Raw genomic sequence first — 16,463 nt, 5'->3', positions numbered from 1 at the left:
TCTCGAAAGACCTTATCGTCGGGAGCAGCGGCACGCCGCTTTTTTCGAAAAAACACCGATGGCAATATAGATATCTTATCCTTTTTCCGACTTCTCTCGTGGCCGAATTGCATCGGTGGCCATCCCGCTCGTCGATCATCGACGAAGGTTCGAGCGATATGCAATCACGGCGCGATCACCTTGGCGGGGGTGCGGGACAAGCGCGTCTTCGAGGCCCCTTCGAAGGCCATGGTCGCAAAGACCGCATTGCCGAGCATGATCATCGACGCCGCCCCTCCGGCGGACTCGACCTCTTCGATCGTACGCCGCACGCCGACATGGTGCAACAGACCGCTCTCGTCGGAAAATTGCCTGGCGACCGCTACATAGCGGGCGAAATCGTCCACCTCCCGCTCGGCCAGGTGCGAGATCGCCGTCAGGGTCGCATCGGCGGCGGCATTGATTCGTGCCACCCGCCCGGGGTCACTCAGGATATCCTCGGTATGGATGGGGGAGAAATATCGATAGAACACATCCTGTTCGGGGACCGGCAAGGCCCTGGCGGCCAAGGGATCACCCGGCACCAGCTTGATCAGACAACCGCCATGCAGCTGCCCGCAGACATCGCCCAAGCCGGTCAGATTCCTGACTTCGGCGACATGAGCGATCATCGCCAACTCGCCGGCGGTCTTGCCGAGATCCAAAGCATGATCGAGGGCGAAGGCGGTGGCCAAGGCCGAAGCCCCGCTCAATCCGAAACCTCCGCTCAAAGGAAGAGGGCTTTCGAGACGAACCCGAATCGATCGCAAAGGGCAAAGGGCCTCGACCACGTGGCGCACGGTGGCGAAATCGAATATCTCGCCGTTGAAGGATATCTCGCTCGAAGCCCCTTCCTCGACGCTTGCGATGATCCCTTGGGCGACCGTGAAGCCCATCCCCAAGGCATGCATCCGCTCGGGACGCTCGGCTCGAACGATGCGAAATATCCCGGAGAGATTGCCCGGAGCGAATGCCGATGCCTGCATGAAAAATCCAAAGGAGGAAGTCGAAAAACCCGTATTCTATAAGAATGCTTGCCATCGGGGATGGAAGCGATTTTCGAATCGCTCGATGGATTTGCATCGGCCGCAATGCGCAATGGAGGAAGAATGGAGGATCGTCACGATGCCATCATCATCGGCGCCGGGGTCATCGGCGCCGCCACCGCATTGGAGCTGGCAAGGCTCGGCTATCGCTGTCTCGGTCTGGATCGCCTCCCGGCCGCCGGCTACGGATCGACCTCGAATTCGTGCGCGATCGTCCGCGTGCATTACTCGACCTTCGACGGCATCGCCTTGGCTTGGGAAAGCTATCACTACTGGCACGATTGGGCGAAATACCTCGAAGTCCCCGCCTCGCACGATATCGCTCGCTTCGTCGAATGCGGGTGCTTGGTGATGAAAACCGAGCACAATCATTATTTGGAAAAGCATCTGCGATTGTCTGATGAACTCGGCATCCCTTATGAACAGTGGAGCGCTCAAATGATTCGCAAGCGGCTTCCGATCTACGACACCCGCCGCTTCGGCCCGCCCCGGGCGATGAACGATGACGACTTCGACAAGGCGACCGGCAGCGAACTCGCCGGGGGCGTTTTCTGGCCCACTGCGGGCTACGTCTCCGATCCCCAATTCTGCACCCGCAATCTGCAATCGGCGGCGGAGGCCAAGGGCGCCGAATTCCGCTTCGGCTGCGAGGTCGTGAGTATCTTGAAAAGCGATGACGGGCGAGTGCGCGGGGTGCGCCTCGAAGATGGCACGGAAATCGCATCGAATATCGTGGTCAATATCGCCGGACCGCACTCGGCGGTGATCAACGAAATGGCCGGGGCCGACGAGGACATGACCATCACCACCCGGGCGCTGCGCCAGGAGGTAGTGCATGTACCGGCTCCCGAAGGATTCGATTTCGAGCGCTTGGGGATGGTGGTCTCCGATAGCGATATCGGCTGTTATGTCCGTCCGGAAACCGGCAACAATATCTTGATCGGCAGCGAGGATCCCGAATGCGATCCGCGCGAATTCGTCGATCCCGACGACTACCAAAGCAACTTCACCGAACAATCGCTGACCCAAGCCTGCCGCTACGCCCTGCGGGTGCCGAATCTCGGCATTCCCTCGACCCCGCGCGGGGCGGTCGACCTCTACGATGTATCCGACGATTGGATACCGATCTACGACAAAAGCGGAATTCCGGGTTTTTATATGGCCATCGGTACCTCCGGCAATCAGTTCAAGAACGCTCCGGTGGCCGGGAAAATGATGGCGGCGCTGATCGACCATTGCGAAAAAGGCCACGATCACGACCTCCAACCGCTGTCGTTTCATCTGACCCATATCGATCGGGATATCGATATGGGTTTTTATTCACGTCGTCGATCGATCAACAACGAAAGCAGTTTCTCGGTGCTCGGTTGAGCCTTAAAGATGCCGGCGGATTGCGCCTTCGAGCGATCGACGATGGCGATAACGATAAGAAGATAAAGGATGGATAACATGAATATCTACGGCGATCTCGATTCCGGCAACTGTCTCAAGGTGAAATATGTCGCCGATTATCTGGGGCTTTCGTATCGATGGATCCCGGTGGATATCATGCAAGGGCAAACCCGAACTCCCGATTATCTTCGCATCAACCCTATGGCTCAGATCCCGGCCGTCGAATTCGAGGACGGCCGCTGTCTTGCGCAATCGAACGCCATCTTGCGCTATCTTGCCTCGGGCAGCGATCTGCTACCGAACGATGCTTATCGACAAGCCAAGATCGACGAGATGCTCTTTTGGGAGCAATATAGCCACGAACCCTATATCGCGGTTTGTCGCTTCGAAATGGTCTATCGGGGAAAATCAGCCGACCAAAGAGAGGCTTGGCGGGTGGAAAGAGGGGAAAAGGCCCTTGATTTCATGCAAGATCACCTAAGAACAAGGCAATATCTGGTCATGGATCGCTTTTCCATCGCCGATATCGCCCTGCTGGCCTATACCCGGCTGGCTCCCCAAGGGGGATTCGATCTCGGCGCTCGTTCGCACCTTCGGCAATGGATCGAACGATGCGAGGATGAGCTCGACTTGGGGTCGGTAACGCCCCCCTGACGCTTCGCCGGCAACGCCCTCTCGACGCTTGGCCTCGAAGCGGATGATTCGATAGCGAGTCGGGTAGGGGATTTCAAAAATCCGTCGGGGCTCCGCCCTCTTGCTTGCGACGTTCCACGAAATCCGCAAGAGCCTCGCGATCCGCATCGAGCATCGGGGGCGTTTCGTACTCCTTCATGATCTTCTTCCATAAGGCGTTGGAACGCCTCGGGGTATCGATCGCGCCGCGCTCTTCCCAGTTCTCGAAATTGCTCCAATCCGATACGAAGGGCTCGTAAAACGCATGCTCGTAGCGAGCCCGGGTGTGATCGCAGCCCAGAAAATGACCTTGCGATCCGACCTCTTGAATCACGTCGAGCGCGATATCGTCGCCGGTTGCGGATACCGGCTTCATATAGGCGATCATCTGTTGCAGGGTCTCGCAATCCATCACGAATTTTTCATACGAGGCGCATAGCCCTCCCTCCAACCAGCCCGCGGCATGGTAAACCACGTTCACCCCGGCGGAGACCACCGCCCACAGGGAAAAAGCGCTCTCCCATGCCGCTTGGGCATCGGGGCAATTCGCGGCACAGGCGTTGGATGCGCGCAATGGCAATCCGTAAAAACGCGCCATCTGGCCGGAGATTTGGGTCGCGCGCAGGTATTCCGGGGTGCCGAAAGCGGGGGCCCCGGTGCGCATATCGACATTGGAGGTGAACGATCCGAGCACGCAAGGCGCCCCGGGGCGAACGCATTGCAGCAAGACGATGGCGGATAGCCCTTCGGCGACGAATTGCGCGATCGCTCCGGCGAGGGTTACCGGGGCCATCGCCCCCGCCAAAGTGAAGGGGGTGACAAAAACCGGCTGGCCGCGGCGCGCCAAGCGCATCGCTCCGTCGAGCATCGGCCAATCGTGCTTGAGGGGCGAGGAGGAATTGATATTGGTATACATCCTCGGGGCGGACTCGAATTCCTCGTGCGTCAGCCCACCGGCGAGCCGCACCATTTCCATCACATCCTCCACTCGCTCGCTACCGAGCGAGTAGGCATGCGCCACCTTGTCGGTCATCACCAATTTGTCATACAGGCAATCGAGATGGCGCGTCGATGGATGGAGATCCATCGGCTCCACCGGATATCCCCCGGCCATGTGGATGCAGTTGAAATACTGCACCATCTTCAAAAAATCCCGATAACTCTCGCGATCCCCCACCCGCCGCCCGCGATCGATATCCGAGCAGTTCGGGGGGCTCGATACATTGACGAAGACCATATTGCGCCCCCCGATCGGCACCGCCCGTTCAAGGTTGCGAGGGGTCATCGTGAAACTCGAGGGCGCAAGCGCCAGTTTTTCCATCACCAAGGCGCGATCCATGCGCACATTGGTCCCGTCCTTCGAGGTCTCGCAGCCCGCCTCTTTCAGGATATTTCGAGCCTCTTGATTCAAAAATTCGATCCCGATCTCCTCGAGGATTCGCATCGCGGCGTCATGCACCGCATGCACCTGATCGGCATCGAAGGGTTCGGTCGGGGCGTCGCCGTTGACGGGAATCTGCCATTTCAGTTGCCGGATCGCCGGCCCCGAGCCCCGACGATTGGCGCTTCGGCCGCCGCTTCGGCGAGAAGTCCGCTTCGTCGCACCGCTTTGCGAATCGCTCATCGAATCCCCTTTGATCGTCTGATGGTCCGGCAATGGTCGATGATATGCAAAATCCCGAGGTCTTTTCGAAAGAATTTCATCGCAAGGATCGAATCCTTCGAGAGGAGAACGGGTATTTCGGCGGCTTTTCCCGAGTATCGAGGCGAGATTAAGGCGAAGGAAATACGAAGAATGAATAGCCATCGGTCTTTCGAAGATTCAAGGAAACGATATCGATCATAAAATGCAATCGTCTCTTTCGATCCCGAACCATCGAGTCTCGAGCCTTCGAGGATCGACGAACATCGATGGCGGCGGGCTTTTATCGGCTCGATGCGAAATACGAGGGAGCGACAATTCGTCTTCGAATTCGCCTTCGAAATATCCATCCCCGATGCCGCCTGCGAAAGAAAATCCGGCATTTTCCCATCTTCGGAAAAGGATTGAGAATATGGCTTTGAAATCGATTGAAAAGAAACGCTTCGGACGCAGCGGGCATCAAAGCACCCGAACCATCTTCGGAGCGGCGGCGCTCAAGAACGCAACCCCGGACGAGGCGAGTCGGGCCTTGGATATCCTGCTCGAATACGGGGTGAATCATATCGATGTGGCCCCCCGCTACGGCGACGCCGAGCTGCGGGTGGGATCATGGATGCAGGCGCATCGCGATCGCTTTTTTCTGGCCACCAAAACCGGGCTTCGCAGCTACCGAGAATCCAAAGACGAGATCCGGCGCTCGCTGGATCGGCTCCGCGTCGATTCGGTGGATCTCCTTCAACTGCACTCTTTGGCCCATCCCGGGGATTGGGAAAAGGCGATGGGCGAGGGGGGTGCGCTCGAGGCGGTCATCGAGGCCAAGGAAGAGGGACTGACGCGCTTTATCGGGGTCACCGGACACGGCTGGACCATCGCCTCGATGCATCTCAAGAGCCTCGATCGATTCGACTTCGACTCGGTATTGATGCCGTGGAATTTCGTGATGTACGAAAACGAGCGCTATCGCGGCGATTTCGATGCCCTGTGCCGACGATGCTCGACGCGCGATGTGGCGGTACAAACGATCAAATCCATCGCCCGCGGCCCGTGGGGGACGACCACCGAGAATCGCAATACTTGGTATCAGCCTTTGGAGGATCCCGATGATATAAAAACCGCCGTCCATTGGGCACTCGCCCGCCCGGATATCTTTCTCAACACCGTCGGCGATCTCGACCTGCTTCCGCTGGTGCTCGATGCCGCCGCTTGCTTCGAGGGATCGCCCGGCGACGATGCGATGCGCAAGGTCGCCCGAGGCCGCAATGCCACATCGCTGTTCGGTATCGGCACCTGATCGGGGAGGTTTAGAGACGGCGATACGAGCCGATGATACGAAGCGGCGATCAGGTCAACGAGAGCCTCAGGGGGGAAAAAGAGCGGGCGATCAGCTATCGACCCCCGAGATCGACCACGATTTCGTCCACTTCTTATCCTTGCTGTCGATGGCCTTGACTTCGAGTTCGCCCGGGGCATCGGGGACGAAATAAAAGTGAAGGCTCGGATCCTCGCTCAAAGAGATATCCGACTCCACCGTCAGTATCGGTTCGTTGCGATAGAGCACTTCCATCTTCTTGACGAAATGCGCCGGGACATAGTGCCGAGTCACTTGGTCCATCTGCATCCCGGTGCTGTTGGGGTGGCTAAGAAGAACCTGAACCGGGCTCGGCTCCCCCAATACCGGGGCTTCGGATTGGCGCAACTTCATCTTGCCGATGCGAGCCATCGCCGCATCCATATCCTTTCCCGCCGGCGCCGAACATCCACCCGAGGCCTTGACGAATCGCTTCGTCATATAAAGCTCGCCGTCATCGGTTTCGGCGATGGCCCGCACATTGGTATAGGAATTGACGCGCACCCTGGTGCTGACGGCGGCGATGCCGCTTTTCTCGGTGAAGTGAAAGCGACCGGCGATCGGAGAGGGGTTGTCATCGATCACCAATGTGATCGTTTTGATATGGCGATCCGCGCTTTGGGCGAAGGCGGGTCGGATGCTGATGGGAACGATCGCGGCATCATGCGCCCGCTTCGGGGCTTCCAAGGCCAGCAAGGCCTCGCCGTCGTGAATCGTCCGATCCTGAAAAAGCATCTCCCGCAAATGATTCCAGCGAGTCTCATCCTTCTGCGCACCGAATGCAGCGGATGTCAGTCCTAAACAAAGCCCGAGCAGCCCGGCAAGGGCCATCGCCTTCGAAAATATCCTCGTCATGGATTCACCCTCCCCCCGAAAAGGCGTCGATATTCGGCTCGATCTCAATATGCTTTTGAAAGGCCCTCCCTTATCGGGGAGTCGTCGATTCCGATCGGCCATCGGCAAAGTCTATCCCAAAAAATATCGATCCTCGATGCGATATCGACCCATCGAAGCGAGACGGCCGGGAATCGGTGAAAAAACCCATCTTTTTCGAGCGCACAGGGATATCTTCCGTTCGCCCTTGACCCAAGATACATCTCCATCGAGCGTTTTTCGAAAATCGGGCGGGCGAGATTTATACTATCCTTCTTGCGGGATCGAACATAATGGGCTCGTATACGATTTTCCGCGAATCCGGCGATCGCCCAACCGATCTTCGAAGGCGATCTCGAAAATAAAGACGATCTCCTCGATAGGGCATCTCGATGAACGAAACGCAGGTTTTGCGAATCGAGGGCCTTTGCAAGCGCTTCGGGGGGGTCAAGGTGCTTGATGGGGTATCGTTCGCCGCCTACGAACACGATGTGATCTCCATTTTGGGTAGCAGCGGATCGGGGAAAAGCACGATGCTTCGCTGCATCAACCTCTTGGATACGCCGGATGCCGGGGATGTCTACATTCGAGGGGAGCTGATCCGGATGCGAATGCGCGGCCGAGAGCGAGTCGCCGAGGATCTGCGTCAAGTGGAGCGGATCCGATCCCGCCTTTCGATGGTTTTCCAGCAGTTCAACCTATGGTCGCACATGACCGTGTTGCAAAATGTCATCGAGGCCCCGATACGGGTTCTCAAGGTTCCCAAGGCCGAGGCCGTCGAACGCGCCGAGGCGGTGCTCGAACGAGTCGGCATGGGGGATCGTCGAGATGCTTGGCCCGCGCATCTTTCCGGTGGCCAACAACAGCGGGTGGCCATCGCTCGCGCCTTGGCGATGGAACCTCAAGTCATGCTCTTTGACGAGCCGACTTCCGCTTTGGATCCCGAATTGGTCGGCGGGGTGCTGAAAACGATGCGGGATCTGGCCGAAGAGGGTCGCACGATGCTGGTCGTCACCCATGAGATGGATTTCGCGCGGAATGTTTCCAACAAGGTCATCTTCCTCGATGCCGGGAAGATCGAGGAAAGCGGCCCGCCCGATGAGGTCTTCGACCATCCGAAATCGGAGAGATTCAAGCGTTTCTTGGCACAATGAATCTCGGATTTCCGGGACGAAGATCGATCGAGACGGAGTCGAGCCTTGACTTTTCGATCCCTCTCGCAGTCATTGATCGATGGCCGGGAATCTGCATTCGATCATTTTCGTTTTCAATGTCAATCCCACTCATCAATCCCACTCAAAGGAACCCGGATAATGATAGGTACCACCGTGAAAAAGACGATCCTGATCGCGATCACCACCGCCATGGTCGCATGGTCCGCCCTCGCCGGCGCCAAGGATTGGTCGAAGATACGCATCGGCGTCGAAGGGGCCTACCCTCCCTTCTCGATCGTGGATCAGGACGGGGAGCTCAAAGGCTTCGATATCGATATCGCCCGCGCCCTTTGCAAGCAGATGGAGGCCGAGTGCGAGCTCGTGCAGCAGGATTGGGACGGCATCATCCCCGCCCTGATCGCCCGGAAATACGATGCGATCATCGCCTCGATGTCGATCACCGAGGAGCGTAAAAAGAAGGTCGCCTTCTCCGATAAGTACTACCAGACTCCGGCGAAGTTCGCCCGCATGAAAGGCAGCGGGATCGAGATTTCGAAAGCGGGGCTGATGGGCAAGAGCGTCGGGGTGCAGCGCGGGACCATCCACGATACCTTCTTGGAAGCCGAATTCGGCGACGGCACCGAAATCAAGCGCTACGCCACCCAAGAGGAGGCCTATCTCGATGCGCTGGCCGGAAGGGTGGATCTGCTGCTCGCGGACTCCATCGCCATGGCCGATGGATTCCTCGCCACCGAAAACGGCAAGGATTGGGAATTCGTCGGCCCCGATTTCACCGAAGTGAAGTATTTCGGTGAAGGAGCGGGGATTGCCATCCGCAAGCAGGATGCCGACTTGGTGATGAAATTCAACGAGGCGATCAAGGCCATCCGCGCCGACGGCACCTATCAATCCATCCAGGATCGATACTTCGACTTCAATGTCTACGGGGATTGATCGATCCCTAAGAGCGTTATCGAAGACGACATCGGGCGTTCGCCGAAGGCTTGCAAGATAGCGGGCCTTGGCGAACGCCCGCCGGTTGTCGATGATCGATGGAAACGAAGGATTCGAAATCTTCTTCGCTTTACAAACCCCGAGCGAAAAAAAGCATGCCTGCCAAATTGGCGATGGTCTACGACTTCGACGGAACTCTGATCGACGGGATCATGAGCGATTCGATCGTCGAGGGCTTAGGATTGGATCCCAAGACCTTTTGGGAGGGTTGCAGTGATTATGCCCACCGGCATGGGATGGATAAAATCTGCAGCTATATGTTTTTGCTGCTGCGGCAGGCGAAATCGAAAAACAAGCCATTGACCTTGGAGTCCATGCAAGAAGTCGGTCGGGGCTTGGAGTTGCGGGCGGGCTTGGAGGGCGATGATTCGTGGTTCGAGCGGATCAACGGGCTTTGCAAGGATGCCCGGGCGAGTGTCGAGCACTATGTCGTGACCTCGGGCCTTGCCGAGATCGTGGAGGCCAATCCGATCGTGGGCGAGGGCAGGATCGCCCGCGTTTTCGGATCGCGCTTTCACTATGACGAAGACGGCGCTCAGTGGCCCGCCAAGGTCGTCAACTACACGACCAAAACGCAATATCTATTTCGCATCAACAAGGGAGCGCTCGACGAGGGCGACGAAGACGAGCCCAATCGATATATGCCGCCCGAAAAACGCCCGATTCCTTTCGAGAACATGATCTTCATCGGCGACGGCTTCACCGATATCCCCTGCTTTTCCCTCGTCAAGGCCAATAAAGGGCACGCCTTTGCGGTATTGGGCGCCGACGATGACAAGTCCAAAAAGACCATCGAGCGCCTCGTCGCCGACAAACGCGTCGATGGGATCAGCTTGAAGGATCACTTCAAACCCGATGGTATCCTCTTCAAGTCGATCGGGCGCATCGTCGAAAGGATAGGGGCGAGGGGATAGGAAGAAACGGCAAGGGCATCGAAAGGCGACGATCCGAGCGGCGATTTCGGCCGCATCGAACCTTCGATCTCTTGACTTGTTACCACTTCGAGGAGAGAAATTATGTACTTTGTGATCTCTTTCGGTGTCTTGCTGGCCTTCGTTCTGGTGATCTTTACCGCCATCAAATGGTGGAATATGGAGCTCGTCGGCAAAGATCCCGTTCCTCTTCTCGTATTTTGCGCCATCTTGTTCACCTCCGGCTTGGATGTCGGCTTGATCATGTTTCCGCTGGCCTTCGATTTCCCCCTCTACGCCGATATCGACACCACCCCCGCTTATGCCTTCACCAATCCCTTGGCCATCGAATTCGGCTATTGGGGATTCTTGATATGGGCCTTTTATTTCCTGACCGGATTTTATTTCTGCGTGATCGAACCTCGGGTGAAGTTCTTCGAAATCCCTTGGGTCAAGATCGTCAACAATATCGTCATCATCGCCACTTGCGCCTTTACCGGATCGCTCTTTCTCATCTATCTTCCCTATTACATCCCGGGGATCGGCGACGGCGAAACGGTGGTTCCCGCTTTCTATGCCCTGACCTTTTTGGTGATCCTCGCCGCCGCCTACTCCTCCACCGATATCAAATTCGTCAAAAGACTCTCGGTCGCCTCCACGGTGCTCTTCTTCGGGTTGATCATCTTGGCGTGGACGATGGCCGGTATGGGGCTCGGGGATTTCGGCAACTCGGTGGCGAATCTGCAAGGCTATTTCCGAAATTTGCATCGCTTCGTTCTACCGATGTCCGACTATCATCAATTCTTTCTCTTTTGGTGGTTTGCATGGTCGATCATGATCGGCCAATTCACCTCCCGTTTCGTCGGCGGCCTCAAGACATGGCAGTTTCTTGCCGCCTTGCTGGTGATCCCCTCGATCCCGCTGGCGTTGTGGTTCGGTGTTCTCTATCACTACTACACCGCAGGGATCTCCACCACGGGACTGATGAACTGGGCCATGGTCGTGGTCGGGGTGATCTTCGTGGTCAACTCCTTCGACAGCCTGATCCGCCTTTATACCGACAACCTCGGGATGACCACCGAAAAGCTGGGCAAAGGGCGTTATCTGGCATTGAACGTGATCTTGCTGTCGATCCTGACTTTGCTTTTCGAAAGCCAGTGGCTGCAGATCGAGTGGATCGGAACGGTGGTCATCGCCCTCTATGTCTTTTGCCTTAGCCTTATCGTATCGAGGCATCGAAAGGAGGTGATGGGCATTCGCACGATGCCCGAGGGCCAAAGCCTTTGACTTGGGCGAGATACGCACATGCAAGCCGATTACATCGTCGTCGGGGCGGGGAGCGCCGGTTGCACGGTCGCCTTCCGCCTTGCCCAAGCGGGGCATTCGGTCATCGTCATCGAGTACGGGGGCTCGGATAAAAGCCCCCTGATCCGAATGCCGGGAGCGCTGAGCTACCCGATGAACATGCCGATCTACGATTGGGGGTATCGCACCGAACCCGAACCCGGATTGAAGGATCGGCGCCTTGCCTGCCCCAGAGGCAAGGTGATCGGGGGCTCGTCTTCCATCAACGGCATGGTCTATGTGCGCGGACACGCCAAGGATTTCGATACTTGGGAGGAGATGGGAGCCCGCGGCTGGTCCTTCGCCGATGTCCTACCCTATTTCAAACGCCAAGAGGCATGGGAAAGCGGTGGGCATGGCGGAGATCCGGTGTGGCGGGGGACGGATGGTCCTTTGCATGTCACGCGCGGAGAACGCCGCAATCCCTTGACCCTGGCCTTCGTCGAGGCCGGAATCCAAGCGGGCTATCGATATACCGGCGACTATAACGGTCATCGACAGGAAGGCTTCGGACCGATGGATCGAACCATCTATCGAGGGAAGCGATGGTCGGCCGCGAATGCCTACCTCTATCCGGCACTCGAAAGCGGTCGCTGCCGCATCGTCCGCGGGCTTGCACAACAAATCATCATCGAAAAAGGCTGCGCCCGCGGCGTGCGGCTACGCCAAGGGAAAAGCAGCCGAACCCTCTTCGCCGACCGGGAGGTCATCCTCGCCGCCTCCTCGATCAACTCCCCCAAGCTCCTGATGCTCTCGGGGGTGGGGCCGGCGGATCATCTGCGCTCTCACGGCATCGATGTGGTCGCCGATCGCCCAGGTGTGGGGCAAAATCTGCAAGATCACCTTGAGGTCTATATCCAATACGCCGCAAAAAAACCGGTCTCCCTCCATCGATACTGGAATCCCTTGGGGAAGATGAAGGTCGGCTTGCAGTGGCTGGCGAATGCCTCCGGCCCCGGGGCCTCGAATCAATTCGAAAGCGGAGGGTTCATCCGCTCCGCTGCGGGCATCGAATATCCGGATATACAGTTTCACTTCCTGCCCCTTGCGGTGCGCTACGACGGCCGATCCGCCGCCCGAGGACATGGCTTCCAAGCCCATGTGGGGCCGATGCGAAGCCTCTCCCGGGGGCGGGTGCGACTTCGAGGTGCGGATCCGGCGCAAGATCCGATCATCGAATTCAACTATCTGTCGCACGAAAACGATTTCAAGGATTTTCGCAACTGCATCCGCCTGACGCGGGAGGTCTTCGCGCAAAAGGCTTTCGAGGACTTGATCGATCGCGAGATCCAGCCCGGGATATCGGCACAGTCCGATGCGGATATCGATGAATTCGTTCGCAATCATGCCGAGAGCGCCTATCATCCCTGCGGGACCTGTCGGATGGGGTATGCGGACGATCCGATGGCGGTCGTCGATCCCGAATGCAAGGTCATCGGGATATCGAGGCTGCGCATCGTCGATACCGGCATTTTTCCTCGCATCACCAACGGCAATCTCAACGGCCCGGCGATCATGGTGGGAGAAAAAGCCTCGGATCACATTCTTGGCAAGGATCCCCTCCCCAAGATCGCAGATCCCCCTTGGATCCATCCGAACTGGCGCGATTGTCAACGCTAGGAGCGTAAATCCCCTCGATCCGCTCGATCGTCGGCAACAGGCCCTCATCCCTTTTTCGTCAGCGCTTTTTCATCATCGGGAGATCTCTGATGCGACTTTTTTACTCGCCCTCATCGCCTTATGCGCGCAAAGTGCGCATCCTTGCCCATGAAGCCGCACTCCTCGATCGAATCGAGCTCGTTTCGACGGCTCCTTCGCCCACCGCTGTGGCGATGGATCTGAATGCGGCCAATCCCTTGGGAAAAATCCCTTGTCTTATCACCGACGAGGGCGAGAGCCTCTTCGACTCCCGCGTGATTTGCGAATATATCGACTCCATGCACGACCAAGCGCCCTTCTTCCCGGCCTCGGGTGCAAGTCGCTGGCAAGCGCTGACGATGCAGTCTTTGGCGGACGGCATTTTGGATGCCGCGGTCATCACCCGCTACGAGACCTTCTTGCGCCCGAGCGATCTTCGCTGGAACGACTGGGTGGAGGCTCAACTCGGAAAAATCCGACGAGCGCTGGATCGAATCGAATCCGCGCAGGAAAGGCCGAATCGAAATCCGGATATCGGATCGATCACCCTGGCGGCGGCATGCGGCTATCTCGATTTTCGCTATGCCGATGAAAACTGGCGCGACTTGCGCCCCAATCTTGCGCACTGGTACGAGGAATTCGCCGGGCGCCCCTCGATGCAGGAGACGGCTCCCGAATAAGAAGGCTTTTCTTGGATCGGGGGAGGGGGGTGCCAAGGGGGGAATAAGGAAAAAGCGAGCATCGTTCACCCGCTCCCGCCCTTGCCTACACCGCTCCTCGCATAACGACCATCTCGACCATGTCCACCATGCCCTCGATCCCGAACCTCTCCTCGATTCGCTTCGACGATCCCCTGCCCGAAGCGGTCGATGTCGTGGTCATCGGGGGCGGGATCGTCGGCGTCTCCACCGCGTGGTTCTTGGCCCGACGAGGCGTTCGGGTCGCGCTGATCGATAAAGGTCGGATCGCCGCCGAGCAATCAAGCCGCAACTGGGGTTGGATCCGCCAGCAAGGACGAGACCCGGCGGAGATCCCGATCGCGATGGAATCGAGAAGGATCTGGGAGGGGCTGGCACGAGAAACCGGCGAGCGCGATCTGACCTTCACGGTCTCCGGCTGCCTTTATCTTTCGAAGGACAAGGACAGCCTCGAAGGACACGAAGCATGGAGGGAGCGGGCCAAGGAATATCAGCTCGATACCGAAATGCTCTCGGCCGACCAAGCCCGGGGGGCAGCTCCCGGCATCGAGGGCCATTGGGTCGGAGGCTTGCTCACCAAGAGCGACGGACGAGCCGAACCCTTCGTTGCCGTTCCGGCGCTGGCGCGGGCCGCGCAAAGGGTCGGGGCTCTCATCACCGAGGGCTGCGCTGCGCGCACCATCGAGAGCGAAAACGGCGAGGTCTGCGCCGTTCATACCGAACGCGGCCGTATCCGCTGCGAGAGCGCGGTGCTTAGCGCCGGGGTGTGGACAAGCATCTTCGCGGGCAATCTCGGACTCGATCTCCCTCAGCTGGGAGTCCGCTCATCCGTCGGCCGCACCGGGCCCGCACCGGATGCGGGCCTTCCCAATCTTTTCGCACCGGGGCTTGCGCTGCGCCGCCGCGAGGATGGCGGCTATACCGTGACCACCGGCGATATCGCGGAACATTTTCTGGGAAGGAATTCGCTCAAATACGCGATCAAATACCTGCCGCTGGTACGCAAGGCGAATCGGGATATCAGGTTGCGCCTCAAATCGCCCGCCGATTGGCCCGGGGCATGGGGGGCGAAGACCCGTTGGAGCGCCGACGAGATCACCCCTTTCGAGAGGATGCGAATCCTGAACCCGGCGCCCTCGGCGATGGTCAAAAAGCGGCTGTTGAAAAGCCTGCGCCGCTGCGCACCTTGGCTGCTTCGAGCGGGGATCGCAGACTTCTGGGCCGGGGTCATCGATGTCTCCCCCGATGCCGTTCCCTATCTTTGCCATGCCCCCTCGCCCGCGGGGCTCGTGATCGGAACCGGCATGAGCGGGCACGGCTTCGGAATCGGTCCGGCGGCGGGGAGGATCCTTGCGGATCTGGTGCAAAATCGTCCCGTCGGGCATGATCTGAGTCGCTTTCGTTTCGAACGATTCAGCGACGGCTCTCGGGTGTCTCCCGGTCCTTATTGATCCTACCGACCCGATTCGTCGGATCGTTGAAAAGGCTCGCTTTGCGAAAAGGCGGCTCAAAAGATTCTCGATGCCCGAAGAGCGTCTTTCGTATCCTCGAGCCGATTCGTTCACGATCTAGAAGATCCACTACCGAACGCCGAACCGCTGACGGATAATCAATGAATCTCGGTCTTCGCTATACATCCTTGGTCTCGAGCCTGCCCGCCACCACCCCCTTCGTCGGTCCCGAAGCATTGGAGCGAGAACGAGGCGATGCCTTCCGACTGCGCTTGGGGGCCAACGAGAGCGCCTTCGGCATCTCCCCGAAAGCGGCGCAAGCGATGCGGGCGAGCGTCGAGCACATCGCTTGGTACGGCGATCCGGAAGGCTACGATCTGCGCCGAGCGCTGGCGAAACGCCACGGGGTGCGGCTCGAAGAGGTACTGATCGGTGCCGGTATCGACGAAATGCTCGGCAATGTGGTGCGGATGCTCGTCGAGCCGGGAACGCCGGTGGTCAGTTCCTTGGGCGCCTATCCCACCTTCAACTACCATGTGGCGGGCTTCGGCGGGGCGCTCGAAGCCGTGCCCTATCGCAACGACCGCATCGATCTCGAAGCTCTCCTCGATAGGGTGCGCAAACGACAAGCCCCTTTGGTCTATCTCGCCAACCCCGACAATCCGATGGGGACTTGGCATAGGGCCGACGATCTGCACAATTTCATCGCCGACCTCCCCGATGGCACCCTCTTGGTATTGGACGAGGCCTATATCGAATTCGCTCCCGCCACCGCCTTTCTTCCCATCGACGTCGGCGATCCGAGGGTGATTCGGATGCGCACCTTTTCCAAGGCCCACGGGATGGCCGGAGCGCGCATCGGCTATGCCATCGCCGATGCGGAAACGATCGCCGCCATCGGCAAAATCCGCAATCATTTCGGGATCAACCGCATCGCCCAAGTCGGGGCGCTCGCCTCCTTGATGGACGAGGAATTCGTCGCCGATGTCGTCCGGGAAGTCGGCTTGGGACGAGACGAATATCATGCCTTGGCCCATCGACTCTCACTGGATTCGCTCCCCTCGGCTGCGAATTTCGTGGCCATCGACGTCGGCGACGGAGACCGCGCCCGCGCCTTGCTCGCCCGACTTGCAAAGCACGGAGTCTTCGTACGAATGCCGGGCGTTGCCCCCCTCGATCGCTGCATTCGGATAACGGTGGGAACCGCCCCGATGCGAGCGCTCTTCGCCGAAATCCTCGAAGAGGTTTTATGACTCGAATGG

General features: G+C 58.4%; 14 protein-coding genes. 11 read left to right on the top strand and 3 right to left on the bottom strand.

What is annotated here, in order from left to right; genetic code table 11:
• Positions 1–164 precede the first annotated feature (164 nt).
• Positions 165–1,004 (bottom strand): pantoate kinase, encoded by an 840-nt coding sequence (locus tag BF99_RS0103145; protein WP_025769723.1) that lies wholly within the window; start codon positions 1,002–1,004, stop codon positions 165–167.
• Between the two features lie 123 nt (positions 1,005–1,127).
• On the opposite strand from BF99_RS0103145, the gene BF99_RS0103140 reads away from it, so the two are divergent.
• Both BF99_RS0103140 and BF99_RS0103130 read left to right on the top strand, forming a co-directional pair.
• Positions 1,128–2,435 (top strand): NAD(P)/FAD-dependent oxidoreductase, encoded by a 1,308-nt coding sequence (locus BF99_RS0103140; RefSeq protein WP_025769722.1) that lies wholly within the window; start codon positions 1,128–1,130, stop codon positions 2,433–2,435.
• A 78-nt stretch (positions 2,436–2,513) separates the two neighbouring features.
• The gene (locus BF99_RS0103130; protein WP_025769721.1) at positions 2,514–3,110 is read left to right on the top strand and encodes a glutathione S-transferase family protein; all 597 of its coding nucleotides are present in this window, start codon (positions 2,514–2,516) and stop codon (positions 3,108–3,110) included.
• 73 nt (positions 3,111–3,183) lie between these two features.
• Here the strand turns inward: BF99_RS0103130 and BF99_RS0103125 are convergent, their stop codons facing one another.
• Positions 3,184–4,752 (bottom strand): trimethylamine methyltransferase family protein, encoded by a 1,569-nt coding sequence (locus BF99_RS0103125; RefSeq protein ID WP_025769720.1) that lies wholly within the window; start codon positions 4,750–4,752, stop codon positions 3,184–3,186.
• A 430-nt stretch (positions 4,753–5,182) separates the two neighbouring features.
• Between BF99_RS0103125 and BF99_RS0103105 the strand changes: the two genes are divergently transcribed.
• Positions 5,183–6,061, top strand: a complete 879-nt coding sequence (locus BF99_RS0103105) for an aldo/keto reductase (RefSeq protein ID WP_038097083.1) — start codon at positions 5,183–5,185, stop codon at positions 6,059–6,061.
• Between the two features lie 90 nt (positions 6,062–6,151).
• Here BF99_RS0103105 and BF99_RS0103100 read toward each other — a convergent pair whose 3' ends face one another.
• Positions 6,152–6,973, bottom strand: a complete 822-nt coding sequence (locus tag BF99_RS0103100; protein WP_025769718.1) for a quinoprotein dehydrogenase-associated SoxYZ-like carrier — start codon at positions 6,971–6,973, stop codon at positions 6,152–6,154.
• A gap of 410 nt (positions 6,974–7,383) precedes the next feature.
• Between BF99_RS0103100 and BF99_RS0103090 the strand changes: the two genes are divergently transcribed.
• The 8 genes from BF99_RS0103090 to BF99_RS20090 all read left to right on the top strand — a co-directional run bounded on the left by BF99_RS0103090 (position 7,384) and on the right by BF99_RS20090 (position 16,454).
• A complete protein-coding gene (locus BF99_RS0103090) occupies positions 7,384–8,145 on the top strand; it encodes an ABC transporter ATP-binding protein (RefSeq protein ID WP_025769716.1) in 762 nt (253 codons plus the stop codon).
• 159 nt (positions 8,146–8,304) lie between these two features.
• On the top strand, positions 8,305–9,099 hold the full coding sequence (locus BF99_RS0103080) for an ABC transporter substrate-binding protein (protein ID WP_156013137.1): 795 nt from the start codon (positions 8,305–8,307) through the stop codon (positions 9,097–9,099).
• 155 nt (positions 9,100–9,254) lie between these two features.
• Positions 9,255–10,073: an HAD family hydrolase gene (locus tag BF99_RS0103075; RefSeq protein ID WP_038097100.1), complete on the top strand. Its 819-nt coding sequence runs from the start codon at positions 9,255–9,257 to the stop codon at positions 10,071–10,073.
• Between the two features lie 102 nt (positions 10,074–10,175).
• A complete protein-coding gene (locus tag BF99_RS0103070) occupies positions 10,176–11,357 on the top strand; it encodes a choline transporter (protein WP_025769713.1) in 1,182 nt (393 codons plus the stop codon).
• A gap of 18 nt (positions 11,358–11,375) precedes the next feature.
• Positions 11,376–13,034, top strand: coding sequence for a choline dehydrogenase (gene betA, locus BF99_RS0103065; RefSeq protein WP_025769712.1), 1,659 nt, complete (start codon positions 11,376–11,378; stop codon positions 13,032–13,034).
• Between the two features lie 89 nt (positions 13,035–13,123).
• Positions 13,124–13,732: a glutathione S-transferase gene (locus BF99_RS0103060; RefSeq protein ID WP_025769711.1), complete on the top strand. Its 609-nt coding sequence runs from the start codon at positions 13,124–13,126 to the stop codon at positions 13,730–13,732.
• 119 nt (positions 13,733–13,851) lie between these two features.
• The gene (locus tag BF99_RS0103055) at positions 13,852–15,201 is read left to right on the top strand and encodes an NAD(P)/FAD-dependent oxidoreductase (protein WP_051482751.1); all 1,350 of its coding nucleotides are present in this window, start codon (positions 13,852–13,854) and stop codon (positions 15,199–15,201) included.
• Positions 15,202–15,362: 161 nt separating this feature from the next.
• On the top strand, positions 15,363–16,454 hold the full coding sequence (locus tag BF99_RS20090; RefSeq protein WP_038097079.1) for a pyridoxal phosphate-dependent aminotransferase: 1,092 nt from the start codon (positions 15,363–15,365) through the stop codon (positions 16,452–16,454).
• Positions 16,455–16,463 lie beyond the last annotated feature (9 nt).

It is taken from the genome of Thioalkalivibrio sp. HK1 (assembly GCA_000583135.1).
Taxonomy (GTDB): Bacteria; Pseudomonadota; Gammaproteobacteria; order HK1; family HK1; genus HK1.
Note: the sequence above shows the minus strand (reverse complement) of the source record. Positions and strands in the feature narration are given on the sequence as shown.